Origin of the sequence: Streptomyces sp. NPDC007088 (genome assembly GCF_042869355.1) — a bacterium.
GTDB lineage: Bacteria > Actinomycetota > Actinomycetes > Streptomycetales > Streptomycetaceae > Streptomyces.
Map to the genome: position 1 here is coordinate 1 of NZ_JBIAFO010000001.1, position 25,809 is coordinate 25,809.

Sequence of the window (25,809 nt, forward strand, 5' to 3'; positions counted from 1 at the left end):
ACTAATCCACCCCGAAGGGCTTCATCGTTCGACTTGCATGTGTTAAGCACGCCGCCAGCGTTCGTCCTGAGCCAGGATCAAACTCTCCGTGAATGCTTACCCGACTGTGCTTAATTAAAAGCTGCGGGTGCACAGACAATGAGAGCGGAACCACGGGGAGGAATAATCCCCGGATTCACTGCGTCCTCGCTGTGTTTACTTCAAAGGAACCTCAACCCACCGGCCCAAGGGCCTGTAGGTCGGGGTATCAACATATCTGGCGTTGACTTTTGGCACGCTGTTGAGTTCTCAAGGAACGGACGCTTCCTTTGTACTCACCCTCTCGGGCTTTCCTCCGGGCGCTTCCCTTCGGTATTTCGTGTTTCCAGTCTAGCAGATCCGATTTCCGTTTCTGCCACCCACTGGAGCGGGCTTCACGCCTTTGGTTCCGGCTTTTGGGCCTTTCCCTTTCGGCGTGATCACTACGTTAACCGATTTCCCCGCAAGCTCATAATCGAGCTTTCGCGGATGTATTTCGGCATGCCGGGGCACAACGAAACAGAGACCCGCTCGGGTCTGAAAGGTGGTGTAGTGGTTGGCCACTCCCGGCTGCTGAGAGCAGTACCCGGTACAAGCGGCTTGGGCTACGTTAGGCGTTGGGCCGCCCGGAGTCAAGCGCCGCTGTTCGGGGGGTTATGGAGTGGCGGTCGGCTTCCTGCGGCGGCGCGGGCTGTGCGCGCGGTAGGGGCTCACCGTCGGGTCACCGTCGATCCAGAAACGCCACGGGTGGACCCCTCCCTCTCCGGCCACCCCGGTCCGGGGGCCGTTGCGGACCTGCCCGGCGGGTGCCGGCGTACCCGCAAGCAGGTGCAGAGGGGCGTCCGGCGGACCGCACACGTCGGCGCCGTCCAGCGCGCGGTCCACGTCCAGCGCGGTCGCGAGCCGGGCCGGGCCCTTCGCGAGTTCCCGCTCGGTGCGCGCCGCCGGCCTGCGCGGCCAGGCCAGTTCCGCGCCCTCGACGATCTCCCCGGCCCGCAGCAGCACCCCCGAAGCACTCCCCTCGGGACCGCACACCACGTTCAGGCAGTGCCACATGCCGTAGGTGAAGTAGACGTACGCGTGACCGGGCGGGCCGAACATGACGCCGTTGCGGGCCGTGCGCCCCCGGTAGGCGTGCGAACCCGGGTCGATCTCCCCGTCGTACGCCTCGACCTCCGTCAGCCGCAGGACCGTGCGGCCCTCGGGGGCGTTGCGCACCAGGAGACGCCCCAGCAGTTCCGGGGCGACCTCCAGAACGGGGCGGTCGAAGAAGGAGCGGGGCAGGGGCGTACGGTCATGGGCCGCGATCATGGCCTCCGAGGGTACACAGACCGGACCGGAACCGTCCGGCCCCGCAATCGGATCACCGCTGCGGGCCCGGACGCCGGTGCGGGGCGGGAACCGGAGATCCGCGGACCGCGTTCGTATCAAGCAAGTCGCTCAGGCCCGGCACGATCATGGGGAAGGAACAGACATGGGGTTCAAGAAGCTGCTCGCGAGTCTCGGCTCGGGCGGTGCCTCGGTGGAGACGGTGCTCACGGAGGAGAACGTGGTGCCCGGCGGGGTGGTCCAGGGTGAGGTCCGCATCCAGGGCGGTTCGGTGGACCAGCGGATCGAGGGGCTGTCCGTCGGGCTCCAGGCGCGTGTCGAGGTCGAGAGCGGGGACCAGGAGTACAAGCAGGACATCGAGTTCGCCAAGGTGCGGCTCGGCGGCGCCTTCGACCTCCGGGAAGGGGCCGTGCACGCCGTGCCCTTCGGCCTGGAGATGCCCTGGGAGACGCCCGTCACCTCCTTCGCCGGCCGGCACCTCACGGGGATGAACATCGGGGTGACCACCGAGCTGGCGATCGCGCGGGCCGTGGACTCCAGCGACCTCGACCCCGTCGTCGTCCACCCGCTGCCCGCCCAGCAGGCGATCCTCGACGCGTTCGGACAGCTCGGCTTCCGCTTCAAGAGCGCCGACCTGGAGCGCGGCTCGATCCGCGGCACCCGGCAGCGGCTGCCCTTCTACCAGGAGATCGAGTTCTATCCGCCGGAGCAGTACCGGGGCCTCAATCAGGTCGAGCTGAGCTTCGTCGCCGACGACCGGGAGATGGACGTCGTACTGGAGATGGACAAGAAGAGCGGTCTGTTCAGCGAGGGCAGCGACTCCTTCCGCGCCTTCCAGGTCGGGCTGCACGACTACCACGGGACCGACTGGGCGGCGTACCTCAACCAGTGGCTGTCGGAGGTCGGCAGTCGGCGCAGCTGGTTCTGAGCGCGCGCCGTACGGCGCGGGGGGCCGGGCCCGGTTCGCGTGCCCCGGCGCGGGTACCGGCCCGGGGACGGGGGCGATCTACGCTGGTCGCCGTGGTCGGGCGCTCGCCCGCGTCAGCGCGTGAGCCGTCCCGACGAGTCAGCAGCACTGGAGGTTTGCCAAGTGAGTGAGAAGAGGCCGCCGCTCCCCTACGAGCTGCTGCCGCAGGTGCCGTCGTTCACCGTCGTGAGCGAGGACGTGGCACCCGGGGCGACGCTCGCCGAGGCCCAGGCGCAGAGCGGCGGGAACACCTCGCCGCACCTGCGCTGGGAGGGATTCCCGGCGCGGACGAAGAGCTTCGCGGTGACGTGCTACGACCCGGACGCGCCCACCGGCAGTGGCTTCTGGCACTGGGTGGTCCTCGACATCCCGGCGACGGTCACCGAGCTGCCCGCGGGCGCCGGCACGGAGCCCTTCACGGGGCTGCCCGAGGGCGCCGTCCAGGTGCGCAACGACTACGGGACGCGGGACTTCGGCGGAGCGGCGCCGCCGCCCGGGGACCCGGCGCACCGTTACGTGTTCACCGTGCACGCGGTGGATCAGGAGAAGCTCGGTCCCGACGCGGACGCGACCCCCGCCGTCGTGGGCTTCAACCTGCACTTCCACACGCTGGGCCGGGCCCAGCTCGTCGGGGAGTACGCCATCGCGGCGCGGGACTGAGCGCCTCTGACGCACCCGCCGGTGCGCGCCCGGGAGTTCGCCCGGTGTTTGCCCGCCCCTGGTCATGGAATTGATCAGGGGCGGGCACTTTTTATTGCGTTGTCCATCTCGGTGTGCCCGGCCAGAGTTGATCCCGACCGCGCGGAGCGGCCGGCGCATGGGAGGTGGGCGAGATGCGGGACACGCTGGTGCTGAACGCGAGCTTCGAACCGCTGTCGACGGTGACCCTGAACCGTGCGGTGGTGCTGGTGCTGACGGACAAGGCCGTCGTCGAGCGGGCCCACCCCGGTCTGCTGATGCGGGCGGCCACGATGGAGCTTCCCGTGCCGCAGGTGATCCGGCTCTGCCGGTACGTACGGGTGCCGTTCCGAAGACAGGCACCGTGGTCGCGGCGCGGGGTGCTGATCCGGGACCGGCACCGGTGCGCGTACTGCGGTCGGCGCGCCACGACGGTCGACCACGTCGTACCGCGCTCCCGGGGCGGCTCCGACTCCTGGCTCAACACGGTCGCCTCGTGCGCCGAGGACAACCACCGCAAGGCCGACCGTACGCCGGAGCAGGCGGGGATGCCGCTGCTGCGGCAGCCTTTCGAGCCGACCCCCGCGGACGCGATGCTGCTGGCCCTCGGTCAGGACGATCTGCTGTCGCTGCCGGAGTGGCAGGGGCGCCGGCCGGCCGTCGCCTGACCTGTGAACGGCGTTCGCGCCGCGACCTCGTGTGTGCGGGGCCCGTCCCCCCACGGAAGGGGACGGGCCCCGCACACGTGACGCGACGCGGCTTCAGTCGATCGGCGGGCGCTCGCGCGGGAAGGTCTTCTCGGAGCCGCTGCCGCGTGAACCCGAGGGAGCCGGGCCGGAGGAGTCGGAGCCGCCGCCCGAACCGCCGCCCATCATGCCGAAGTTGCCGACCGCGCCGCTGAGGCCCTTGAGGGCGTCGCCGATCTCGCTGGGCACGATCCAGAGCTTGTTGGCATCGCCCTCGGCGATCTTCGGGAGCATCTGGAGGTACTGGTAGGACAGCAGCTTCTGGTCCGCGTCGCCCGCGTGGATCGACTCGAAGACGGTGCGGATGGCCTGGGCCTCGCCCTCCGCGCGCAGCGCCGCGGCCTTCGCCTCGCCCTCGGCGCGCAGGATGGCGGACTGCTTCTCGCCCTCGGCGCGCAGGATCTCGGACTGGCGCACCCCCTCGGCCTGGAGGATCGCGGCGCGCTTGTCGCGGTCGGCGCGCATCTGCTTCTCCATCGAGTCCTGGATGGAGGTGGGCGGTTCGATGGCCTTGAGTTCCACGCGGTTGACGCGGATGCCCCACTTGCCGGTGGCCTCGTCGAGGACTCCGCGCAGGGCCGCGTTGATCTCCTCGCGGGAGGTGAGGGTCCGCTCCAGGTCCATGCCGCCGATGATGTTGCGCAGCGTGGTGACGGTGAGCTGTTCGATGGCCTGGATGTAGCTGGCGACCTCGTAGGTCGCGGCCCGCGCGTCGGTCACTTGGTAGTAGATGACCGTGTCGATGTTGACCACCAGATTGTCCTGGGTGATCACCGGCTGCGGGGGGAAGGGCACGACCTGTTCGCGCAGGTCGATGCGGTTGCGGATGGTGTCGATGAACGGGACGACGATGTTGAGTCCCGCGTTGAGGGTGCGCGTGTAGCGGCCGAAGCGTTCCACGATGGCCGCGCTCGCCTGGGGGATGACCTGGATCGTCTTGATCAGAGCGATGAAGACGAGCACCACCAGGATGATGAGGACGATGATGACCGGTTCCATCGCTGCTGCCCGTGCCCTTCGTGCCGAGGTCCTGCGGAAAGATCTTGAGGCGAGTGTGTCAGAACGAGCGGGCCGCTGGAGGGGATTCGTCCAGGACAGTGCGCGGGAGGGCGCGATCCGGCCGTTTCGGGCGGTGCGGGTCCCGGGGGCGGCGGTGCGGGTGGTGGAGCCGGGCCGGGGGCGCCGCCGGGGTCATATGACCACCGCCGTGGCGCCGTCGATCTCGACGACGTCCACCTGTCGGCCGGCCTCGTAGCTCTGGTCGGGATCGAGGGGGCGGGCGGACCAGATCTCCCCGGCGAGCTTGACGCGGCCCGCCCCCGAGGAGTCCACCCGTTCCAGGACGACCGCCTGTTTGCCCTTCAAGGCGTCGATTCCGCTGGCGAGTTGGGGTCGCTGACTGCGTTGGCGGGCCGCGTAGGGGCGGATCACGGCGAGCAGGGCCACGGAGACGATCACGAAGACGAGTACCTGGGCGACGGCTCCGCCGCCCAGCGCCGCCGCGACGGCTCCGGCCGCCGCCCCGATCGCGAACATGCCGAACTCCGGCATCGCGGTCATCACGAGCGGTATTCCGAGCGCCACCGCGCCGACCAGCCACCAGACCCATGCGTCGATGTCCACACCGTCATGGTAGGTGCGCGGGCCGTCACGGGACAGGGCCCGTACACGGCGTACGGGGCGCGGGGCGGCGGCGGTTGGGCTCGGCGGGCGGCTCGGGGGCGGTCGCCGGGCCGGGTCCGGCTCAGCTCATCGGCAGGCCGCGGGCGGTCCAGCGGTCGCCGTGCTGTTCGACGACGAGCGGGAGGCCGAAGCAGCGCGAGAGGTTGCGGGAGGTGAGTTCGAGCTCCAGCGGGCCGGCGGCGAGCACCTTGCCCTGGCGGATCATCAGCACGTGCGTGAAGCCGGGGGCGATCTCCTCGACGTGGTGGGTCACCATGATCATGGAGGGCGCGATCGGGTCGCGGGCGAGCCGGCCGAGGCGGCGGACCAGATCCTCGCGGCCGCCGAGGTCGAGTCCGGCCGCGGGCTCGTCGAGGAGCAGCAGTTCGGGGTCGGTCATGAGGGCGCGCGCGATGAGGGTGCGCTTGCGCTCCCCCTCGGAGAGCGTGCCGAAGCGGCGGTCGAGGAACTCGGTCATGCCGAGGCGGTCCAGGAAGGCGCGGGCCCGCTGCTCGTCGATGTCCTCGTAGTTCTCCTGCCAGGTGGCGGTCATGCCGTACGCGGCGGTGAGGACGGTCTCCAGTACGGTCTGCCGCTTGGGCAGCTTCTCGGCCATCGCGACTCCGGCGACGCCGATGCGGGGGCGCAGTTCGAAGACGTCGACCCGGCCCAGTTCCTCACCGAGGATGCGGGCGGTGCCGGTGCTGGGGAAGAGGTAGCTGGAGGCGACGTTCAGGAGGGTGGTCTTGCCGGCGCCGTTGGGCCCGAGGATGACCCAGCGTTCACCTTCCTTGACGGACCAGGAGACCTGCTCCACCAGAGCGCGGCCCTCGCGGACCACCGATACGTCCACCAGTTCCAGTACATCGCTCATGAGCGCCTTGTCTCCCATTGCAGTCTCGGCTTGTCGCTGGCGTCGCGTCGGACGCAGCCCCCAGGGAAAACCTACGCCACCGGCCGGGGGAAGCCTTCCTCAGTCCTGTCCTTAGGCTGGGGGCATGCTTTCGGAACCACGGTCCGGCCGTCTGGCCGCATGGGGAAATGCCCGTCTCGCCGGTCTTGTCTCTCCCGACGACGCCGCGCTCGCGATCGTCGGGGAGGACGCGGTGCACCGCGTCGTGGACCTGCCGGGCGAGTCCGCTCCGGTGGGGCTGACGCTGGCGCTGGGGCGGCTGCGCGCACTCGGTGTGACCGGGCTGCGGCTCGCGCTGCCCGCCCCGGGGCATCCGCTGGGCCTCTCCGGCCCCGCGGAGTTCAACGCCGCGGCTCTCGACGCGGGGGAGGCGGTGGTCGGCGTGGGGGCGGCGGTCGGCCTGGTCCCGGAGGTGTCCGAGGCCGGGCCGGAGGGCGACGTCCACGTCGAGGTGGTGTGGCGGTGCCGTCCGGTGCGCGAGGCCCCGCCGGCCGACGTGCCCTCGCTCGGGGAGGCGGAGCGGGAGCTGGCCGAGGCGATGCGGGAGGCGACCGAGGTGTTGTCGCGGCTCGACGTCGCGGGGTCCGGGCCGGTCGCGGAGGCCACCGTGGCCGCCTACCGCGCGCGGGCCGAGCGGGGCCGTGAGGCGCTGGCCCCGGGGTACCCGCCGCGCGCGGTACGGGTGCTGGAGCTGGCGCAGCGGGTGGGTCTGCTGATCTCCGTCGCCGAGGAGTCCGGGCACGGGGCGGCTGTGAGCGCCGGGGAGATGGCGGCGCGTACGGAGGCGCTGCGGCCGGTGGAGCGGATGGCGCGGCGGGCCGTCGTGGCCGCGTACAACGCGGCGGTGGAGGAGGGGCAGCGGCGCCGGACGTAGGCGCCTTCCCGGTGGGGGCGGTGGTTCTTCAGCGGGCCATTCCGTGGCGTACGGCCCACAGGGCGGCCTGGGTGCGGTCGGCGAGGTCGAGTTTCATCAGGATGTTGGAGACATGCGTCTTCACGGTCTTCTCGGAGAGGACGAGGGCGCGGGCGATCTCCCGGTTGGAGCGGCCGTCCGCGATGAGGGCGAGCACTTCGCGCTCCCGGTCGGTGAGGGTGCCGCCCCGTCCCGGTCCCGGCCCGTGGTCCTCCTGGGCCAGGAGCATCCCGGCGACCTCGGGCTGCAGCAGGACGTGGCCTGCGTGCACGGAGCGGATGGCCCCGGCGAGCGCCTCGGGGTCGATGTCCTTGTAGACGTAGCCGGCCGCTCCGGCGCGCAGCGCGGGGACGACCGTGCGCTGCTCGGTGAAGCTGGTCACGACGAGCACCCGCACGGGGTTGTCGAGTCCGCGCAGGGTGCGCAGCGCCTCGATGCCGTCCATGCCGGGCATCTTCACGTCCATGAGGATCACGTCGGGCCGCAGTTCCCCGGCCCGGACCACTCCCTCCTCGCCGTCGGCGGCCTCGCCGACGACCTCGATGTCCTCCTGGATCTCCAGGAAGGTGCGCAGTCCCCGCCGGACGACCTGATGGTCGTCGACGAGCAGCACTCTGATGGCGCGCGTCGCGCCGGGCGCCGGTGCCTTGTCCTCTTCAGCCACCGGGGACCTCCATCTCGATCGTGGTGCCCTTTCCGGGCGCGGACCGCACTCTGAGCCTGCCGCCCGCGGTGCCCGCCCGGTCCCGCATGGAGACGAGACCGAGGTGGCGTCCCGCCGCGCGCACCGCGCCGGGGTCGAAGCCGGAGCCGTCGTCCATGACCCGCAGGACCGCCCCGTTCGCCCCGTCGCGGTAGAGGGTGACGTCGACGCGGGTGGCGCCGGAGTGCCGCAGCGCGTTGTGCAGGGCTTCCTGGGCGACCCGGAGCAGGGCCTCCTCCTGGGCGGCGGGCAGGGCCCGTACTCCTCCGCTGCTGAAGCTGAGGTGGGCGGCGTGGGCGCGGTCCAGGACGCGGATCTGGGTGCGCAGGGTCTGGACCAGGCCGTCCTCGTCGAGGGCGGCGGGGCGCAGTTCGACGACGGCGGCGCGCAGTTCGTCGGCGGCCTCGGCGGCGAGCTGGGCGACCTGATGCAGTTCGTCCTTGGCGCGTACCGGGTCCCGGTCCACGAGGGCGGCGGCGGCCTGTGCGGTGAGGCGCAGCGAGAAGAGTTTCTGGCTGACCGCGTCGTGCAGTTCGTGGGCGAGGCGGGAGCGTTCCTCGGCGATGGTCAGCTCGCGGCTGCGCTCGTACAGCCGGGCGTTGGTGAGGGCGATCGCGGCGTGCTGGCCGAGGATGCCGAGCAGGTCCTCGTCCTCCTCGGTGAATCCGCAGACGCCGTCGGGCTTGGGGCGTTTCTTGTTGGCGAGGAAGAGGGCCGCGATGGTCTCCCCTCCGTAGCGCACGGGCAGGCCGAGGAAGTCGGACATGTCGGGGTGGGCGGCCGGCCAGCGCTTGAAGCGGGGGTCCTCGCGCACGTCGGCGAGGCGTTCGGTGCGGCCCTCGTGGAGCATCGCGGCGAGGATGCCGTGCTGGCGGGGCAGCGGGCCGATGGCCTTCCACTGCTCCTCGCTGACGCCGTCCACCACGAACTGGGCGAAGCCCCCGTGGTCGTCGGGAACGCCGAGGGCGGCGTACTCGGCGTCGAGCAGCTCGCGCGCGGAGGCGACGATGGTCTTGAGGACGTCGTGGACCTCAAGCGGCCTGCTCATGGCCAGCAGTGCCGAGCTGACCGCGTACAGACCGGCGCGGGGACCTTGACTCATGGCCTCACCGTACCGGCGGGTCACCGCGGGCGGATCGGTCCGGCGCGGGGGCCGGTACGGGACCTGGGACGTAGGCCCTGCGGCCCGCGGGGGCCGGCCGCGGTCCCTGCCGCCGCCGAGGCCGCTCCCCTGTCGAGGCCGCTCCCCTATATAGGGCCTTGTCCGGGGAAGGGCGGCGCAGAGCGGACGTGTCCCCCGCTCCGGACGGGGCAGGAGACGCCTTCTGACCGGGAACCGGCGGCCCGGACGGCCGGAACGGGGCTCGCCCGCGCCCCTCACCCCGCGCATTGCTCTCGCAACGCATGGTGAGAACACCGGGGGTCGCCTGTGAGGACCGGCATAGGGTCCAGATCACGTACGAACGTGCGTAGTAAGCACCTAATGCCCGTTATGACCTGCGGGCGAAGGCGTGCCATAGGCCCTAAAACGGACCCTTCGCAACTAACCGGGATCGTACGTCACATCTTTGCCACGGCATTTTGCGGCCGCTAACAATGGCTCCCGTCGCTCGGCGTCGGTTTCACCGGCGTTTGTGCCGGAGATCCGTTTCGTCCCCCCACCGAGCCAGAGCGACCTCCCGCTTACACGAAGAGGTCACCATCTGCCATGTCTGACATCTCCACGTTCATCCGGAACGCCCAGAAGCGCATCAGCACCGCCCAGTCGCAGGTCGGCGAGCAGTTCAGCTCCGCCCGTGCCCGCGTCTCGGACAGCAGGGTGGGCGCCCAGCTCAGCTCGGCGCAGACCCGCGTCGCCGGTGCCGTTCCCGCTTCGCTGCGCGGAGGCCAGCTCAAGCGCACCCAGAAGATGCAGCTCGCCGGGATAGGCGTCTGCTCCGTCGCCGTCCTCACCTGCGGGATCGCGATCCCCGCGACGAGCGGGGGCAAGACGTCCACGGACCAGTCCGTGGCCGCCGCCCAGTCCCTGCCCGGCGACAAGCAGGTCAAGGATCTGCACACCAGCGTCACCAACCAGATGGCGCACGCCGACCAGCAGGCGAAGGCCGCCAAGGCGAAGCTGCAGGCCGCCCAGGAGGCCCAGGCCAAGGCCGAGGCGCAGAAGAACGCCGACGCCCGCTCGAAGGCCACCGCGACCAAGGACCGCGCCGGCCAGCAGACCGCGAGCCGGGGCGCCGCGCGCAAGCCGGTCTACGCGAACAACCTGGACGGCTGGATCCGCCAGTCCCTGGACATCATGAAGGCCAAGGGCATCCCCGGCTCCTACGAGGGCCTGCACCGCAACATCCTGCGTGAGTCCTCCGGCAACACCAAGGCGATCAACCTGTGGGACATCAACGCCCGCAACGGCATCCCCTCCAAGGGGCTGCTCCAGGTGATCCAGCCGACCTTCGACCGCTACCACGTCTCGGGCACCTCGAACGACATCTACGACCCGGTCGCGAACATCACGGCCGCCGCCAACTACGCGGCCGCGCGGTACGGCACGATGGACAACGTCAACTCGGCCTACTGAGCACCTGACCGCGCGGGCCGAGCCCGGCGGAGCCCCGGCAGAGACTCCACCTCGCCCGAACGGCGTGCGTGGTGTGACGTAGACAGAAGTACGAGCCGGTGAACCGGCGACACCGGAGGGCGGCACCCACCCGCAGCGGGGGTGCCGCCCTCCGGCGTCTCACGCGTCGCGCGCGTCTGCCCTGTCCCACGCGTCCGGCGGGGTCACTTGCGCATGACCTCCGGTTCGTGGCGGCGCAACAGCCGGGCCACGACGAAGAGCAGGACCAGGCCGAGGCCGAGCAGCACCCCCATGTCGGTGAACCACTGGGCCTGGCTGTGTTCCCACAGCGGGTCGAGGTCGCCCGGCTTCTTGTCGTCCCAGGGCGGCATGAGGTGGCCCAGGTCGAGGGTGGCCCCCGAGGCGGCGACCGCCCAGCGCGAGGGCATCAGCCAGGCGAGCTGTTCGAGCCCGGGACGGCCGAAGATCTGGAAGAGCGTGCCGGTGAACACGAGCTGCACGATCGCGAACATGACCAGCAGCGGCATCGTCATCTCGCTCGTGCGCACGAGCGAGGAGATCAGCAGGCCCACGACCATCGAGGTCAGCCCGATCGCGATGATCGCGAGGCAGATCTCCGCCGCGGGCGGCAGCAGCAGCCCGTCCTCGGGCAGGGCGCGGGAGCTGGTGCCGATCGCCGTGATGATGACGCCCTGGAGCGCGGTGACGACGCCCAGGACGATGACCTTGGACATGAGGTACGCCGAGCGGGACAGGCCGGTGGCCCGTTCCCGTTCGTAGATCACGCGTTCCTTGATCAGTTCGCGCACCGAGTTGGCGGCGCCCGACAGGCAGATGCCCACCACGAGGATCATGAGCACCATTCCGGCGGCGCTGTTGAAGCGCGCGGGTGGCTCGGGCGCGGCCAGGCCCCACTTGGCCGGGATGACCACGGAGACCACGCCGAGTACGACGGGCAGGGCCACGGTGAGGGCGAGGAAGCCCTTGTCGGAGACGATGACCGCCACGTATCTGCGCATGAGGGTCCACAGCTGGGCGAACCAGCCCTGCGGTTTGCGCGGTTTCGCGGACTGGGCGGCGGGACGCACGGTGGGTACCGGCTGGGAGGCGGAGATGTCGGAGTCGGCCACGTACAGCTGGTAGTGCTGGGAGCCCTTCCAGCGGCCCGCCCAGTCGTAGTCGCGGTACTCCTCGAAGGCCGAGAAGACGTCGGCCCAGCTCTGGTAGCCGAAGAAGTTCAGGGCCTCCTCGGGCGGCCCGAAGTAGGCCACCGAACCGCCCGGCGCCATGACCAGGAGCTTGTCGCACAGCGCCAGCTCGGCCACCGAGTGGGTGACGACGAGCACGGTGCGGCCGTCGTCGGCGAGGCCCCGCAGCAGCTGCATGACGTCGCGGTCCATCCCCGGGTCGAGCCCCGAGGTGGGTTCGTCGAGGAAGATCAGCGAGGGCTTGGTCAGCAGCTCCAGAGCGACCGACACGCGTTTGCGCTGCCCGCCGGAGAGCGAGGTGACCTTCTTCTCCTTGTGCACGTCGAGCTTCAGCTCGCCCAGCACCTCACTGATGCGTTCCTGCCGCTCCTGCTCGCTGGTGTCGGCGGGGAAGCGGAGCTTGGCCGCGTAGCGCAGGGCGCGCTGGACGGTCAGCTCCTTGTGCAGGATGTCGTCCTGCGGTACGAGCCCGATGCGCTGCCGCAGCTCCGCGAACTGCTTGTACAGGTCCCGGTCGTCGTAGAGCACCTCGCCCTGGTCGGCGGGCCGGTATCCGGTGAGCGCCTTGAGCAGGGTGGACTTCCCGGAGCCCGAGGGGCCGATGACCGCGATGAGGGACTTCTCCGGGACCCCGAAGGACACGTCCTTGAGGATCTGCTTGCCGCCGTCCACGGTCACCGTGAGGCGGCGCGCGGAGAAGGAGATGTCACCGGAGTCGACGAACTCCTCCAGCCGTCCCTCGACGAGCCGGAAGGCCGAGTGCCCGACGCCGACGACGTCGTGCGGCCCGAGCCGCGCCGTACCGGACTTGGGCAGCGGCTGTCCGTTGACGTAGGTGCCGTTGTGCGAGCCGAGGTCGTGGATCTCGAAGCGGCCCTCGGGCGTCGCGTGGAACTCGGCGTGGTGGCGGGAGACCTGGAGGTCGGAGACGACCAGCTCGTTCTCCAGCGCACGGCCGATCCGCATGCGCCGCCCGAGCGCGACCTGATGGAAGGTGGTCGGGCTGCGGTCCGCCTGGGCGGCACCGGGGCCCGCGGGCCCCCGGTTCTGCGGCGGTACCGGCCCTCCCGCGAGCGGCCGCTCCTGGGCCTCGGCGGCTTCGGCGGCTTCCGCGGCGGGGGGCGCGGCGCGGAACCCGGCCTGGGGACCGGTCCGCGGTCCGGAACCGGTGGGTGCCCGGCCGGCCGCTTGCGGTACGGGACCGGTGGGCGCCGCTTCGGCCCGCGCGCCCTGCGGCGGGGCGCCGTAGGGCGGGGCCCCGGCGGCGGGCCGGGGCCCGGCCGGCCGCGCGGGGGGCGTCTGTTCCGGGAGCGGGTGGGCGGGCGCGGACCGCGCCGGGGCCCGGAGACTGAGCCGGGGGCCGTCGGTCGCGTTCCCGAGGTGCACGGCCGCGCCCGGCCCGAGCTCCGCGCGCTGGACCCGGTGGCCCCGCGCGAAGGTCCCGTTGGTGCTCCCGTGGTCCTCGACGACCCAGCCGCGCCCGTCCCAGCCGACCGTGGCGTGCCGCCACGAGACCCTCGCGTCGTCGAGGGCGACATCGGCCTGTGGGTCCCGTCCCACCGTGTACGACCTGGACGGATCGAGCGGCCAGGTCCTTCCGTTGACTTCCAGTACGAGTTCCGGCACTCCAGGCCCCACTACTTCTGTCCCCCGATATAGCGCCCCGTGTTGGGGGTCGTTGGGATGTCGAACATCGGATGAACTATTTCAGGCTCCGGGCCCTGACCGAAAGCCGCCCAGGATGACGAGTCCGTACCGTTCCCGCGCGCCGTCTTGCCAGGCCCCGGACCGCCGCCCGGCGAACCGGCCGGGCCCGCGTTCCGGCGCGGCGCGGGGGCCGTGTCCGCCCTGCGGGACACCGGTCCTCCGCCGCGCGGGCGCCGGATACGGTAGGAGCACCATGAGCGCATCGCAGCCAGCTGAGACCTCCGCCGCCCCGACGCTTCTCGTCAAGATCTTCGGGAAGGACCGGCCCGGACTCACCGCCGGTCTCTTCGAGACCCTCGCCGCCTACGAGGTCGACGTGGTCGACATCGAACAGGTCGTGACCCGGGGACGCATCGTGCTGTGCGCCCTGGTGACGGAACCCGCCACAGCGCCCGCGGGCGAACTGCGGGCGACGGTGCACGGCTGGGCGGAGTCCCTCGGGCTCCAGGCCGAGATCATCTCCGGTACGGGCGACAACCGGCCCCGCGGTACCGGCCGCTCCCATGTGACGGTGCTCGGCAATCCGCTGACCGCGCGGTCGACGGCCGCCATCGCGGCCCGGATCACCGGGACGGGCGGCAATATCGACCGGGTGTTCCGGCTCGCCAAGTACCCCGTGACGGCTGTCGAGTTCGCCGTGTCCGGGGCGCCCGCCGACTCGCTGCGCTCGCTGCTCGCCCCCGAGGCCGCGGCGCTCGGGGTGGACATCGCGGTCGTGGCCTCCGGGCTCCAGCGGCGGGCGCAGCGGCTCGTCGTCATGGACGTGGACTCGACGCTCATCCAGGACGAGGTCATCGAGCTGTTCGCCGCGCACGCCGGCTGCGCCGACGAGGTCGCCGAGGTGACGGCGGCCGCGATGCGCGGTGAGCTGGACTTCGCGCAGTCACTGCACGCGCGGGTCGCGCTGCTGGCCGGACTGGACGCCTCGGTGATCGACAAGGTGCGCGAGGAGGTGCGGCTGACGCCGGGGGCCCGGACCCTGATCCGTACCCTCAAGCGGCTCGGCTATCAGGTGGGGGTGGTCTCGGGGGGCTTCACCCAGGTCACGGACGATCTCAGGGAACGGCTGGGGCTGGACTTCGCGCAGGCCAACACGCTGGAGATCGTCGACGGCCGCTTCACCGGGAAGGTGACGGGCGAGATCGTGGACCGGGCGGGTAAGGCGCGGCTGCTGCGGCGTTTCGCCGAGCAGGCCGGGGTTCCGCTCGCGCAGACGGTGGCCATCGGGGACGGGGCCAACGATCTGGACATGCTCAACGCGGCCGGTCTGGGTGTCGCCTTCAACGCCAAGCCCGTCGTCCGGGAGGCCGCGCACACGGCGGTGAACGTGCCTTTCCTCGACACGGTGCTGTACCTCCTGGGCATCAGCCGGGAAGAGGTCGAGGCGGCGGACGGCGTCGCGGACTGAGACCCGCGGGGCGCCGGAAGAGGTGGCGCCCGCGCGAGGAGCGGGACGGGGCGGGGCCCGGCCGGGCGGGAGACGCCGGCCGGCCCCGGCCCCCGGAGGGTTGACGGGGCCGCCGGATCAGTCCTCGTGCGGGGCCCAGTAGCCGGTGAGGGTGGCGCTCTGCGGTTCGAGGGACTTCCACGGCCCGGTGAAGGTCAGGACGGCGAAGGCCGCGGTCGAGAAGCCCCGGCGCGCGAGTGCGCTCGCGCTGTCGCCCTCGGACCGGCCTGCGAGGATCTGGGCGAGGGCCTGCACTCCGGGGTTGTGCCCGACGAGCAGGACCGTGCCGGTCTCCTCGGGCACCTCGTTGAGCAGGGCCACGAGTTCTCCCGGGGACGCCTCGTAGATCCGCTCCTCGTAGACGGTGCGTGGCCGGTGCGGCAGCTCCCCCACCGCGAGCTTCCAGGTCTCTCTGGTGCGTACGGCGGTGGAGCACAGGGCGAGGTCGGGGGTGATGCCGAGGTCCGCCAGCCGGCGGCCGGCGGCGGGGGCCTCCGTCCTGCCGCGCTCGGCCAGTGGACGCTCGTGGTCGGAGACCTCCGGCCAGTCCGCCTTGGCGTGGCGCAGAACGACGAGCCGGTGGTTTTCTGCGGAACCGGGGGTGGACGTCCCCCCAAAGGACACTGCGGCGCTCATGTGCCCCAGCTTGCCACGAAAGGGGCTGACCGTCGCTGGGAGTTGTGGACTGCTCCCCGCAGGGGTGACGGGCCGTGGCACGGCGGCGCTGCCCCGCCGGGACGCTAGCCGGACACCCGGGCCAGGAGCCCGCCGATCCGGTCGAACAGCGCGCCCAGCGCGGAGGCCTCGGTGGAGGTGGCCTGGGCGTGAGCGGGGTGCAGGATCAGCAGGAGCAGGCTGAGGAAGGCGAGGGTGGGCAGCGCGAGGGCCCACCACGGCAGGCGGGTGCGCGCGGGTCCCGCCGCCGGGGCGGACCGGACGGGGGAACGGGTGACCATGACCGCCTCCGCGGATCGGGTGCCGGCTTACGAGGAGCGCCGGTGGGCTCCGGCACCCCTCGAATCTACGGCGGCACGGCCCGCGGGCCCACCGGGTTTTCCACCCACTCGACCCTGAACTCCGCCCCCTAGGGGTTACGGGGGCCAGCCCTACCACGGAGGGGGAAACCCCGGCTCACAGGCGGTGGAGGCGGGCCGGGAGGAAGTCGTCGGCGCGGCCCCGCCCCCGGTCACGGGGAGGCGATCGTCGCGATGATCCCGATCACGACGGTGATGGCCAGCATCGCGCCGAGCACGAGCAGCAGCTTCTTCTGGCCGTTCTGGGGGTTCGGGTCGAGCACAGGCATGAGGTCAGTCTCGCACCCTTTGCCCGGAGCGCCGCTCCTGGGGGGAGCCCGGCGCGGCTTCCCCCAGGGCCCCCGGTGCGCGGCGCCGGGTCAGGCCGCGCCCCGCGCGAGGTGTTCGTCCTCGATGGTGCGCTTGCGGCCGGCGAGGACGCCCATGACGATCTGCGGGATCATGAGGCAGATCATGAAGCCGATGGGCAGGTCCCAGCCGCCGCTGTGCTCGTTGAGCACGCCGACGAGCAGCGGTCCCGGAATCGAGATGAGGTAGCCGGTGCTCTGCGCGAAGGCGGAGAGCTTGACCACGCCCGGACCGGTCCTGGCGCGCAGCCCGACCATGGTGAGGGCGAGCGGGAAGGCGCAGTTGGAGACGCCCAGCAGCACCGCCCAGGCCCAGGCGCCGCCCGCCGGGGCGATCCACAGCCCGGCGTAACCGAGCAGTCCGCAGACACCGAGGGCGACCACGACGGGTCCCTGCTGCGGCAGGCGCAGCGAGACGCGCGGGATGACGAAGGCGAGCGGGATGCCCAGCGCCATGGTGACGGCCAGCAGGAGACCGGAGGTCCCCGCGGACACGCCCGCGTCGCGGAAGATCTGCGGCATCCAGCCCATCGTGATGTAGGCGGCGGTGGCCTGGAGCCCGAAGAAGACGGCGAGCGCCCAGGCCGTACGGCTGCGGGTGATCCGGAGTCCGGACAGCGGGTCGGGGCCGCTGGGGCGCGTGGCGGCGAGCGCGGCGGCCGCCTGTTCCTGCCGCCGCTCGTGCGCGTTGCCGTGCCGGATGAGCAGGGCCCAGGGCACCAGGGCGAGCGCGCCGAGGGTGGCCCACACCGCGAGGCCGTTCTGCCAGCCGCCGACCGCGTGGGTCACCGGCACCGTGACCGCGGCGGCCAGCGAGGTGCCCGCGGCCAGGGCCATCGAGTAGAGCCCGGTCATGCTGCCGACCCGCTCGGGGAACCAGCGTTTGACGATGACCGGCATCAGGACGTTGCTGACGGCGATCCCGGCCAGGGTCAGCGCGGTGGCCACGAGGAACAGGGCCGTGTTGCCGACGTAGGGGCGGATGATCAGCCCGGCGGTGATCGCGAGCATGCCGGCCAGCACGACGCTGCTCGCGCCGAAACGCCGGGAGAGCCGGGGGGCGAGCACGCCGAAGACGGCGAAGCAGAACGAGGGCACCGAGGTCAGCAGTCCGGCCAGGGCACCGTTCATGCCGAGGCCGTCGCGTACGTCCTCCAGGAGCGGGCCGAGGCTCGTGACGGCGGGCCGGAGGTTGAGCGCGGCGAGGACGATGCCGGCCGCCATGAGGACGAAGACCCAGCGGGTGGCCGGGGCGGCCGCCGCGCCGGAGGAGCCGGCGGGGGGCTCGGTGTGCCGCGCGCGCTCGTGCTCGCGCTGCTCGGTCCTGGCGGGCGGGGTCGTCGTAGGGGATTCCTCAAGTGGCATGGGCACCATCATAGAATCATGGGATGATTGGTTGTCCAGTCGATGACGGTTCGGCACGGGGGCGATACTGGTCACGCCCGCACCACCACCCCCGCCCCCCGGCGGCCACCCCCGCCGCAGTCCGCACCTCCTCTCCCAAGGACGGTCATGCCCCTGTCTTCCCCTCGCCGCTCCGCTCTGTCCGAGCAGGTCATCGCGACCCTGCGGTCCCAGATCTCCTCGGGCGAGTGGCCGGTCGGCTCGCGCATCCCGACGGAGCCCGAGCTGGTCGAGCGGCTGGGCGTGGCGCGCAACACGGTGCGGGAGGCCGTGCGCGCCCTCGCGCACAACGGGCTCCTGGACATCCGGCAGGGCTCGGGCACGTACGTCGTGGCGACGAGTGAGCTGGCCGGGGTGATGCAGCGCCGTTTCGCCTCGGCCGACCCCCGGGACATCGCGGAGCTGCGCGCGGCGCTGGAGTCGACGGCGGCCCGGCTCGCGGCGGGCCGCCGTACCGAGAAGGACCTCACGCTCTTCGAGACGACGCTGACCCGGCGGGACGAGGCGTGGGCGGCGGGTGACGCGGAGGGGTTCGTCCTGGCGGACTCGACCTTCCACATGGCGGTCGTGGCGGCCTCCCACAACACGGTGATCACCGAGGTGTACGCCGACCTGAACGAGGTGCTGCGGGACTGGCTGCGCGAGGACGTCGGCGAGATGGACCCGGCCGGCAACCTCGACCACCGCGGTCTCGCGCGGGCCATCGCGGACGGCGACGGGGAGGCCGCCGCGAACGAGGCGGGCGGCATCCCGTACATGTGCCGGCCCGGCCTCCTCGGCGAGGGGGACCGCTCCGTACGGGAGGCGGCGGTGCGGGACCGGGCGCGGGCCCGCTAGGACCTGTCCGGCCGTGCCCCTCCGCCGCGCGGCCGCCCTGCGCGCGACGACGGCAGGGGGCGGACAGGCCCCTGGACACGTGAGGCGCGCGGCCCGGTGAGGCCGCCGCCTCGGAGCGGGCCGGTCCCGGGTCCGCGTCCGGCGGGAGCGCGGGACGCCCCGCCCCGCCGGAGCGGGGACGGGGCGTCACCGTGGGTGCGCCACGGACGTGGCGCGCGGGGCGGGTGCCTCAGGCGCCCATCATGTGCACGCCGCCGTCGACGTGGACGATCTCGCCGGTGGTGCGGGGGAAGAAGTCGGACAGCAGGGCGACGACGCCGCGGCCGGCCGGCTCCGGGTCGGCCATGTCCCAGCCGATCGGGGCGCGGGTGTCCCACACGGTGGAGAGCTGCTCGAAGCCCGGGATGGACCGCGCGGCCATCGACTTGATGGGCCCGGCGGAGATGAGGTTGCAGCGGATGTTCCTGCCGCCGAGGTCGCGGGCCAGGTAGCGGTTGGTCGACTCCAGCGCGGCCTTGGCGACGCCCATCCAGTCGTACTTGGGCCAGGCGATGGTCGCGTCGAAGGTCAGGCCGACGACCGATCCGCCGCGCTCCATGAGCGGCAGGCAGGCCATGGTGAGCGATTTGAGGGAGTACGCGGAGACGTGCACGGCCGTCGCGACGTCGTCCCAGCCGGCTTCCAGGAAGTTGAAGGCGGCCTGCGGCCCGAAGGCGATCGAGTGCACGATGCCGTCGAGGTGCCCGTCGTCCCCGAAGTGCTCCTGGATGCGGCCGGCGAGGGCCGCCAGGTGCTCGTCGTCGGTCACGTCCAGTTCGATGACCGGGGCGGGCTTGGGCAGCCGCTTGGAGATGCGCTCGACCAGGGAGAGCCGGCCGAAGCCGGTGAGGACGACCTCCGCGCCCTCCTCCTGCGCGACCTTGGCCGCGTGGAAGGCGATGGAGCCCTCGGTGAGGACGCCTGTGACGAGAATGCGCTTGCCGGCGAGGATTCCACTCATGTGATCAGTGACCCATGCCCAATCCGCCGTCAACCGGGATGACGGCTCCAGTGATGTACGAGGCGTCGTCGGAGGCGAGGAACCGCACCGTCGCGGCGATCTCCTCCGGCTGCGCGTAACGGCCCAGCGGCACCTGCGACACGATGGAGGCGCGCTGCTCCTCGGTGAGCACCTTCGTCATGTCGGTGTCGACGAAGCCGGGCGCGACGACGTTGAACGTGAGGTTGCGTGAGCCCAGTTCGCGGGCGAGGGAACGCGCGAAGCCGACCAGTCCCGCCTTGGAGGCGGCGTAGTTGGCCTGTCCCGCCGAACCGAGCAGTCCGACGACCGAGGAGATGAGGACGACCCGGCCCTTGCGGGCGCGCAGCATGGCGCGGTTGGCCCGCTTGACCATGCGGAAGGTCCCGGTGAGGTTGGTGTCGAGGACGGAGGTGAAGTCCTCCTCCGACATCCGCATCAGCAACTGGTCCTTGGTGACGCCGGCGTTGCACACCAGCACCTCCACGGGACCGTGCCGCTCCTCGATCTCCTTGTACGCCTGCTCGACCTGCTCGGCGTCGGTGATGTCGCACTTCACCGGGAGGACGCCCAGCTCCGTGAGGCTCGCGGGGGGTTCGCCCGAGCGGTAGGTGATCGCGACCTTGTCGCCCGCGTCCGCGAACGTCCGGGCGATGGCGAGGCCGATCCCCCGGTTTCCTCCAGTGACGAGAACCGAGCGGCTCACGGGTCACCCCTTCGATAGCGCTTGTTGCAGCGGTCCGCACAGTGACAGTGGCTGCGCGACGGCCGGGTACTGCGGATACTTCCGGTCAGAAACTATCGGTAACGGGCGTCGCGCACCGAATCGGCCCCCGACAGGGCCTCGGGCGCCGGTCTGTCGGGTTCCCACAGTGGGCGCCGCCCGGGAGGGCGTGGGCCGTCCGGCCGCCGGGCGCCCGGGGGCGGTTCGCCGTCCGGCCCGGTGCCGGACGTGGTTCACTGCGGGGGCCGGGGTCCGGCCGCTGGACGGTCCCCCGGCGGCGGTCGAAGTCACCGAGGTTCCTGGACGGGGAGGGGCGCCGTGGCCCACGAGGTCGACCCATCGTTTCTCGCTCTGCCGCTGCGGGCGCTGGCCGACGCGGCACTCGCACGGGCGCGGGCGCTCGGGGCGCAGCACGCCGACTTCCGGCTGGAGCGGGTACGCGACGCGGTCCTGCGGCTGCGGGACGCGCGGCCGTCCACGTCCCTCGACACGACGGACCTGGGGTACGCGGTGCGGGTCGTGCACGGCGGGGCCTGGGGTTTCGCCTCAGGGGTCGATCTGAGCATGGACGCCGCGGCACGGGTCGCCTCGCGGGCCGTGGAGATGGCGAGGCTCTCGGCGCGAATCGCCGCGGCCTCGGGCCCGGCCGGCGAGCGGGAGCGGGTCGAGCTGGCGCCGGAGCCCGTGCACGAGGGCGTGTGGGTCTCCTCGTACGAGACTGATCCCTTCGAGGTGCCGGAGCGGGAGCGGACGGCGCTGCTCGCAGAGTGGAGCGCGGGTCTGCTCGCGGCCGACGGGGTCGCGCACGTGGACGCCGGGCTGACGTGTGTACGGGAGAACAAGTTCTACGCGGACACGGCGGGCACCGTCACGACGCAGCAGCGGGTGCGGCTGCATCCGCAGCTCACGGCGGTCGCGGTGGACCGTACGACGGGCGAGTTCGACTCGATGCGCACGCTCGCGCCCCCGGTCGGCCGCGGCTGGGAGTACCTGCGGGGGACGGGCTGGGACTGGGCCGGGGAGCTGGAGCGCATCCCGGAGCTGCTGGCCGAGAAGATGCGCGCGCCCAGCGTGCGGGCGGGGCAGTACGACTTGGTGGTGGACCCGTCGAACCTGTGGCTGACGATCCACGAGTCGGTCGGGCACGCGACCGAGCTGGACCGGGCGCTGGGCTACGAGGCGGCGTACGCGGGCACCTCCTTCGCGACCTTCGACCGGCTCGGGACGCTCAGGTACGGCTCCGAACTCATGCACGTGACGGGGGACCGCACGGCGGAGCACGGTCTGGCGACGGTGGGGTGGGACGACGAGGGGGTGGCCGCGCAGTCCTGGGACCTCGTACGCGAGGGCACTCTTGTCGGGTATCAACTGGACCGCGGGACAGCGCGGTTGAGCGGTTTCGAGCGTTCCAACGGCTGTGCGTACGCGGACAGTCCCGCGCATGTCCCGGTGCAGCGCATGGCGAACGTGTCCCTGCGGCCGGACCCGGGCGGGCTGTCCACCGAGGACCTGATCGGCGGGGTGGACCGCGGCGTCTACGTGGTCGGGGACCGCTCGTGGTCGATCGACCAGCAGCGCTACAACTTCCAGTTCACCGGTCAGCGCTTCTACCGCGTCGAGAAGGGCCGGCTGGCCGGGCAGCTGCGCGATGTGGCCTACCAGGGCACCACCCCGTCCTTCTGGCGCTCCCTGGAGAAGGTGGGCGGCCCGCAGACCTACGTCCTGGGCGGCGCCTTCAACTGCGGGAAGGGCCAGCCGGGGCAGGTGGCCTCGGTCTCCCACGGGTGCCCGACCGCGCTGTTTCGCGGGGTGAACATCCTGAACACCGGGCGGCAGGGGTGACCAGGGGCCGTGGCGCCCCCGCCACTCCCCCTCGCCCCCGGATCTCCTCTACCGTCACCCCGGGAGCGCTCGCCCCTGGGCGGGTGGCGGCCGGACGTCACGGGGCCGGTGCGCGGGCGTCGTCCGCCGGGGCCGGTGGCACAGGTGCGAACAGGGATCGAGGCTGGACGATGGAACACGGCTCGGGCTGGGACGCGTCGCCGGCGGGGGGCCCGCCGCTCGTCACCGCGCGCGGAGGTCGCGGTGTGGTGCGGGGCCGGGAGGCCCGCCGGTGAGCCCGCGCGCGGGCAGGCCCTCGCGGCTCGTCGAACGGGCGCTGGAGCTGTCCAGGGCGGACGGCTGTGTCGTGATCGCCGAGGAGCGGTCCTCGGCGAACCTGCGGTGGGCCCGCGGCGCGCTCACGACGAACGGAGTGACACGGGGCCGCACCGTGACCGTCGTCGCCACGGTCGACGGGGCCGACGGGGTCGCCTCCGGGGTCGTCAGCCGCTCCGGGGCCGCCGAGGCGGATCTGGAGTCGCTGGTGCGCGAGGCGGAGGCCGCGGCGCGGGCGGCGGGGCCCGCGGAGGACGCCCGGCCCCTGCTGACCCCCGCGCAGGTCGCGCGGGACCGGTACGGCGCCGGATTCGAGGAGGCGCCGGCCGAGACCTCCTCGAAGGTGTTCGAGCACTTCGCCCCGGCGCTCGGCGAGACCTTCGGGCAGGCCCGCGCCGGGGGCCGGGAGCTGTACGGGTACGCGTACCACGGGATGACCTCGACCTATCTGGGGACCTCGACGGGCGTGCGGCTGCGGCACGACCAGCCCTCGGGGACGCTGGAGCTGAACGCGAAGTCGCCCGACGGGGTGCGCTCGGCCTGGGCGGGCCGCTCCACGCGGGACTTCACGGACGTCGACCCCCGGGAGCTGGACGCGGAGCTGGCGCCCCGGCTGGAGTGGGCGCGGCGCAAGGTGGAGCTGCCGGCGGGCCGCTACGAGACGCTGCTGCCGCCGACCGCCGTGGCGGACCTGCTGATCTACCTGCTGTGGTCCTCCACGGGCCGGGACGCGGTCGAGGGCCGCACCGTGTACTCCCGGCCGGGCGGCGGTACGCGGCTGGGCGAGCGGCTGTCGGCGCTGCCGCTGACCCTGCGCTCCGACCCCGGGGCGCCCGGTCTCCAGGCACCGCCCTTCCTGGTGGCGCACGCCTCGGGGGACGACGCCTCGGTGTTCGACAACGGTCTGCCGCTCGGGCCGACGGACTGGATCAGGGACGGGGTGCTGCACCGGCTCTCGACGACCCGGCACAGCGCGGAGCTGACCGGGCTGCCGGTGGCCCCGGCGGTCTCGAACCTGCTGCTGGAGGGCGGGGGCGACCGCTCGCTCGCGGAGATGGCCGCGGCCACCGGGCGCGGGCTGCTGCTGACCTCGTTGTGGTACATCCGCGAGGTGGACCCGGCGACGCTGCTGCTGACCGGCCTGACCCGGGACGGGGTGTATCTGGTCGAGGGCGGTGAGGTGGTCGGTGAGGTGAACAACTTCCGGTTCAACGAGTCCCCGGTGGACCTGCTGGCCCGCGCCGTGGAGGCGGGGCGTACCGAGCGGACCCTGCCGCGCGAGTGGAGCGACTGGTTCACGCGGGCCGCGATGCCGCCGCTGCGGGTGCCGGATTTCCACATGAGTTCGGTGAGCCAGGGGGTCTAGGCGCTCGCCGGCGGATCGGGGCCGGGCGGGCGGTGCGGTCAGGGCGGGGCGGTCGGGGCGGGGCGGTGCGGTGCGTCACGAGGCGCCGGAGCGTCTCGGACCTGTCTCCCCCCGCCCCGGACAGGTGGGAGGGCTCGTTCGGCGGGGCGCTGTGGGGGCGTTCGGGCGACGCGGCGTGGAGTCCCGGAGGCCGGGTTGCGGCCGTGCCGGCCGTCGCGACCCGGGGCGCGACGCGCCGGGCGCCTTGGGGCGCGCATAACCGTTCGGAGCGGGTCCCGGGGCGGCCATACACTGGCCGGAGCACACGCAGCACTTCATCCGAGGAGACTTACGACCGTGACGGACATCGTCGACGACCTGAAGTGGCGCGGGCTGTTCGCCCAGTCCACCGACGAGGACGCCTTGCGCAAGGCTCTGGCGAACGGTCCGGTCACGTTCTATTGCGGATTCGACCCGACCGCCGCCTCCCTGCACGTCGGCCACCTCGTCCAGGTGCTCACCGTGCGCCGGCTCCAGCAGGCCGGTCACCGGCCCCTCGCGCTGGTCGGCGGGGCCACCGGGCAGATCGGTGACCCGCGGCCCACCGCCGAGCGCACGCTGAACGACCCGGCGACGATCGCGGAGTGGGTGACCAGGCTGCGCGGGCAGATCGAGCCCTTCCTCGACTTCGAGGGCCCGAACGCGGCGACCATGGTCAACAACCTGGACTGGACCGCGGGTCTCTCGGCGATCGAGTTCCTGCGCGACATCGGCAAGCACTTCCGGGTCAACAAGATGCTGACCAAGGAGTCGGTGGCCCGGCGCCTGGAGTCGGAGCAGGGCATCTCGTACACCGAGTTCAGCTACCAGTTGCTCCAGGGCATGGACTTCCTGGAGCTGTACCGCCGTTACGGGTGCGTGCTCCAGCAGGGCGGCAGCGACCAGTGGGGCAACCTGACGGCGGGGATCGACCTGATCCACCGCCTGGAGCCGGAGGCGACGGTGCACGCGCTCGCCACCCCGCTCATGACGAAGGCCGACGGCACGAAGTTCGGCAAGAGCGAGTCCGGCGCGGTGTGGCTGGACGCGTCGATGACGACGCCGTACGCCTTCTACCAGTTCTGGCTGAACGTCGACGACCGCGACATCTCGCGCTACCTGCGCATCCTGAGCTTCCGCTCGCGGGCCGAGCTGGAGGAGCTGGAGGCGGTCACCGCCGAGCGTCCGCAGGCCAGGGCCGCGCAGCGGGCCCTGGCCGAGGAGCTGACGACCCTCGTGCACGGCGCCGGGCAGTGCGCCGCCGTGATCGCCGCGTCGAAGGCGCTGTTCGGTCAGGGCGACCTGGCGGAGCTGGACGAGGCGACGCTGTCGGCGGCGCTGTCGGAGCTGCCGCACGCCACCGTCACCGAGCTGCCTCCCGTGGTGGACCTGCTGGCGCGGACGGGCCTGGTGGCGAGCAAGTCGGCCGCGCGGCGCACCGTGAAGGAGGGCGGCGCCTACGTCAACAACGTGAAGGTCGCCTCCGAGGACGCCGTGCCCGAGCCGGGGCAGCTGCTGCACGGGCGGTGGCTGGTGCTGCGGCGCGGCAAGAGGAACCTCGCGGCCGTGGAGGTCGCGGCGGGCTGAGCGCCCGCACGCGGGAGGGCCGGCCCGGGATGTCCCGGGCCGGCCCTCCCGCGTGCGGGGCACCGCCGCGCCGGGGCCGCCCGGCGCGGTGGGGCCCCGCGCTCAGCGCTCCACGGGCCTGCCCTTGACCGCCTTGTACACGGACTCGCCGACGGCGACGAGGACGACGGCGGCGACGACCTGGAAGACGTGCCGGCTCCAGTCGATGCCGTGCGTGTAGCGCACGCCGAACGCGGACGCGATGGCGTTGCCGACCAGCCCGCCGATGGTGCCCAGGAGGACGACCAGCCAGAGCGGACTGTGCTGTTTGCCGGGAATGATCGCTTTCGCGATGAATCCGAGCACGAAGCCGACGATGATCGCCCACAACCAGCCCATGGTCACTCTCCTTCGTCCGCCTCGTCCCGCGCCAGCGGGCACCGTTCCCCGCCCACTCTGCGCCCGTCCGGCG

Annotated in this window: 24 protein-coding genes and 1 rRNA gene; 10 read left to right on the forward strand and 15 right to left on the reverse strand. The window is 72.2% G+C overall.

Annotated features, from left to right (window positions below; translation table 11 throughout):
- Both ACFYMP_RS00005 and ACFYMP_RS00010 read right to left on the reverse strand, forming a co-directional pair.
- Nucleotides 1-93, reverse strand: a 16S ribosomal RNA gene (locus ACFYMP_RS00005); the annotation flags it as partial.
- Nucleotides 94-672: 579 nt separating this feature from the next.
- Nucleotides 673-1,329 (reverse strand): DNA-3-methyladenine glycosylase, encoded by a 657-nt coding sequence (locus ACFYMP_RS00010; RefSeq protein ID WP_388847859.1) that lies wholly within the window; start codon nt 1,327-1,329, stop codon nt 673-675.
- Between the two features lie 163 nt (nt 1,330-1,492).
- Between ACFYMP_RS00010 and ACFYMP_RS00015 the strand changes: the two genes are divergently transcribed.
- From ACFYMP_RS00015 to ACFYMP_RS00025, 3 genes are all read left to right on the forward strand, one after another.
- On the forward strand, nt 1,493-2,275 hold the full coding sequence (locus ACFYMP_RS00015) for a sporulation protein (RefSeq protein ID WP_388847862.1): 783 nt from the start codon (nt 1,493-1,495) through the stop codon (nt 2,273-2,275).
- Between the two features lie 162 nt (nt 2,276-2,437).
- On the forward strand, nt 2,438-2,974 hold the full coding sequence (locus tag ACFYMP_RS00020) for a YbhB/YbcL family Raf kinase inhibitor-like protein (protein ID WP_388847865.1): 537 nt from the start codon (nt 2,438-2,440) through the stop codon (nt 2,972-2,974).
- A 173-nt stretch (nt 2,975-3,147) separates the two neighbouring features.
- Nucleotides 3,148-3,660 carry an HNH endonuclease gene (locus ACFYMP_RS00025; RefSeq protein ID WP_363145764.1) on the forward strand — a complete coding sequence of 171 codons (513 nt, stop codon included), beginning with the start codon at nt 3,148-3,150 and terminating at the stop codon, nt 3,658-3,660.
- Between the two features lie 93 nt (nt 3,661-3,753).
- Here the strand turns inward: ACFYMP_RS00025 and ACFYMP_RS00030 are convergent, their stop codons facing one another.
- The 3 genes from ACFYMP_RS00030 to ACFYMP_RS00040 all read right to left on the reverse strand — a co-directional run bounded on the left by ACFYMP_RS00030 (nt 3,754) and on the right by ACFYMP_RS00040 (nt 6,274).
- Nucleotides 3,754-4,737, reverse strand: a complete 984-nt coding sequence (locus tag ACFYMP_RS00030) for an SPFH domain-containing protein (protein ID WP_388847869.1) — start codon at nt 4,735-4,737, stop codon at nt 3,754-3,756.
- Between the two features lie 192 nt (nt 4,738-4,929).
- Nucleotides 4,930-5,361, reverse strand: coding sequence for an NfeD family protein (locus ACFYMP_RS00035; protein WP_388847872.1), 432 nt, complete (start codon nt 5,359-5,361; stop codon nt 4,930-4,932).
- A gap of 121 nt (nt 5,362-5,482) precedes the next feature.
- Nucleotides 5,483-6,274 (reverse strand): ABC transporter ATP-binding protein, encoded by a 792-nt coding sequence (locus ACFYMP_RS00040; RefSeq protein WP_388847875.1) that lies wholly within the window; start codon nt 6,272-6,274, stop codon nt 5,483-5,485.
- 124 nt (nt 6,275-6,398) lie between these two features.
- On the opposite strand from ACFYMP_RS00040, the gene ACFYMP_RS00045 reads away from it, so the two are divergent.
- Nucleotides 6,399-7,187 carry a hypothetical protein gene (locus ACFYMP_RS00045; protein WP_388847878.1) on the forward strand — a complete coding sequence of 263 codons (789 nt, stop codon included), beginning with the start codon at nt 6,399-6,401 and terminating at the stop codon, nt 7,185-7,187.
- 28 nt (nt 7,188-7,215) lie between these two features.
- On the opposite strand, the gene ACFYMP_RS00050 is transcribed toward ACFYMP_RS00045, so the two are convergent.
- Together ACFYMP_RS00050 and ACFYMP_RS00055 are read right to left on the reverse strand one after the other, a co-directional pair.
- Complete coding sequence (locus ACFYMP_RS00050) at nt 7,216-7,890, reverse strand: response regulator (RefSeq protein ID WP_388847881.1); 675 nt, start codon at nt 7,888-7,890, stop codon at nt 7,216-7,218.
- Nucleotides 7,883-9,031 (reverse strand): GAF domain-containing sensor histidine kinase, encoded by a 1,149-nt coding sequence (locus ACFYMP_RS00055; RefSeq protein ID WP_388847884.1) that lies wholly within the window; start codon nt 9,029-9,031, stop codon nt 7,883-7,885. Before ACFYMP_RS00055 ends, ACFYMP_RS00050 begins: the two co-directional genes overlap by 8 nt.
- Before the next feature lie 606 nt (nt 9,032-9,637).
- Between ACFYMP_RS00055 and ACFYMP_RS00060 the strand changes: the two genes are divergently transcribed.
- Nucleotides 9,638-10,504, forward strand: a complete 867-nt coding sequence (locus ACFYMP_RS00060) for a transglycosylase SLT domain-containing protein (RefSeq protein ID WP_388847887.1) — start codon at nt 9,638-9,640, stop codon at nt 10,502-10,504.
- A gap of 203 nt (nt 10,505-10,707) precedes the next feature.
- Here ACFYMP_RS00060 and ACFYMP_RS00065 read toward each other — a convergent pair whose 3' ends face one another.
- Nucleotides 10,708-13,338, reverse strand: coding sequence for an FHA domain-containing protein (locus tag ACFYMP_RS00065; protein WP_388847890.1), 2,631 nt, complete (start codon nt 13,336-13,338; stop codon nt 10,708-10,710).
- A gap of 274 nt (nt 13,339-13,612) precedes the next feature.
- Between ACFYMP_RS00065 and serB the strand changes: the two genes are divergently transcribed.
- Complete coding sequence (gene serB, locus ACFYMP_RS00070) at nt 13,613-14,827, forward strand: phosphoserine phosphatase SerB (RefSeq protein ID WP_388847893.1); 1,215 nt, start codon at nt 13,613-13,615, stop codon at nt 14,825-14,827.
- Nucleotides 14,828-14,944: 117 nt separating this feature from the next.
- Here the strand turns inward: serB and ACFYMP_RS00075 are convergent, their stop codons facing one another.
- From ACFYMP_RS00075 to ACFYMP_RS00090, 4 genes are all read right to left on the reverse strand, one after another.
- Nucleotides 14,945-15,502, reverse strand: coding sequence for a SixA phosphatase family protein (locus ACFYMP_RS00075; protein WP_388847896.1), 558 nt, complete (start codon nt 15,500-15,502; stop codon nt 14,945-14,947).
- Nucleotides 15,503-15,606: 104 nt separating this feature from the next.
- Nucleotides 15,607-15,822: a hypothetical protein gene (locus tag ACFYMP_RS00080; protein WP_388847899.1), complete on the reverse strand. Its 216-nt coding sequence runs from the start codon at nt 15,820-15,822 to the stop codon at nt 15,607-15,609.
- A 230-nt stretch (nt 15,823-16,052) separates the two neighbouring features.
- Nucleotides 16,053-16,169, reverse strand: coding sequence for an SGM_5486 family transporter-associated protein (locus ACFYMP_RS00085; RefSeq protein WP_363145776.1), 117 nt, complete (start codon nt 16,167-16,169; stop codon nt 16,053-16,055).
- Nucleotides 16,170-16,259: 90 nt separating this feature from the next.
- The gene (locus tag ACFYMP_RS00090; protein ID WP_388847902.1) at nt 16,260-17,612 is read right to left on the reverse strand and encodes a CynX/NimT family MFS transporter; all 1,353 of its coding nucleotides are present in this window, start codon (nt 17,610-17,612) and stop codon (nt 16,260-16,262) included.
- Nucleotides 17,613-17,759: 147 nt separating this feature from the next.
- Between ACFYMP_RS00090 and ACFYMP_RS00095 the strand changes: the two genes are divergently transcribed.
- Complete coding sequence (locus ACFYMP_RS00095) at nt 17,760-18,488, forward strand: FadR/GntR family transcriptional regulator (protein WP_388847905.1); 729 nt, start codon at nt 17,760-17,762, stop codon at nt 18,486-18,488.
- A gap of 229 nt (nt 18,489-18,717) precedes the next feature.
- Here the strand turns inward: ACFYMP_RS00095 and fabI are convergent, their stop codons facing one another.
- Both fabI and fabG read right to left on the reverse strand, forming a co-directional pair.
- Nucleotides 18,718-19,488 (reverse strand): enoyl-ACP reductase FabI, encoded by a 771-nt coding sequence (gene fabI / locus ACFYMP_RS00100; RefSeq protein WP_388847908.1) that lies wholly within the window; start codon nt 19,486-19,488, stop codon nt 18,718-18,720.
- A 4-nt stretch (nt 19,489-19,492) separates the two neighbouring features.
- Entirely contained in the window at nt 19,493-20,212 is a 720-nt protein-coding gene (fabG, locus tag ACFYMP_RS00105; RefSeq protein ID WP_388847911.1) for a 3-oxoacyl-[acyl-carrier-protein] reductase, read from the reverse strand.
- A gap of 336 nt (nt 20,213-20,548) precedes the next feature.
- On the opposite strand from fabG, the gene ACFYMP_RS00110 reads away from it, so the two are divergent.
- From ACFYMP_RS00110 to tyrS, 3 genes are all read left to right on the forward strand, one after another.
- Entirely contained in the window at nt 20,549-22,072 is a 1,524-nt protein-coding gene (locus ACFYMP_RS00110) for a TldD/PmbA family protein (RefSeq protein WP_388847914.1), read from the forward strand.
- Between the two features lie 271 nt (nt 22,073-22,343).
- The gene (locus ACFYMP_RS00115; RefSeq protein WP_388847917.1) at nt 22,344-23,753 is read left to right on the forward strand and encodes a metallopeptidase TldD-related protein; all 1,410 of its coding nucleotides are present in this window, start codon (nt 22,344-22,346) and stop codon (nt 23,751-23,753) included.
- A 336-nt stretch (nt 23,754-24,089) separates the two neighbouring features.
- Complete coding sequence (gene tyrS / locus ACFYMP_RS00120) at nt 24,090-25,358, forward strand: tyrosine--tRNA ligase (protein ID WP_388847920.1); 1,269 nt, start codon at nt 24,090-24,092, stop codon at nt 25,356-25,358.
- 102 nt (nt 25,359-25,460) lie between these two features.
- Here tyrS and ACFYMP_RS00125 read toward each other — a convergent pair whose 3' ends face one another.
- The gene (locus ACFYMP_RS00125) at nt 25,461-25,736 is read right to left on the reverse strand and encodes a GlsB/YeaQ/YmgE family stress response membrane protein (protein ID WP_388847923.1); all 276 of its coding nucleotides are present in this window, start codon (nt 25,734-25,736) and stop codon (nt 25,461-25,463) included.
- Nucleotides 25,737-25,809 lie beyond the last annotated feature (73 nt).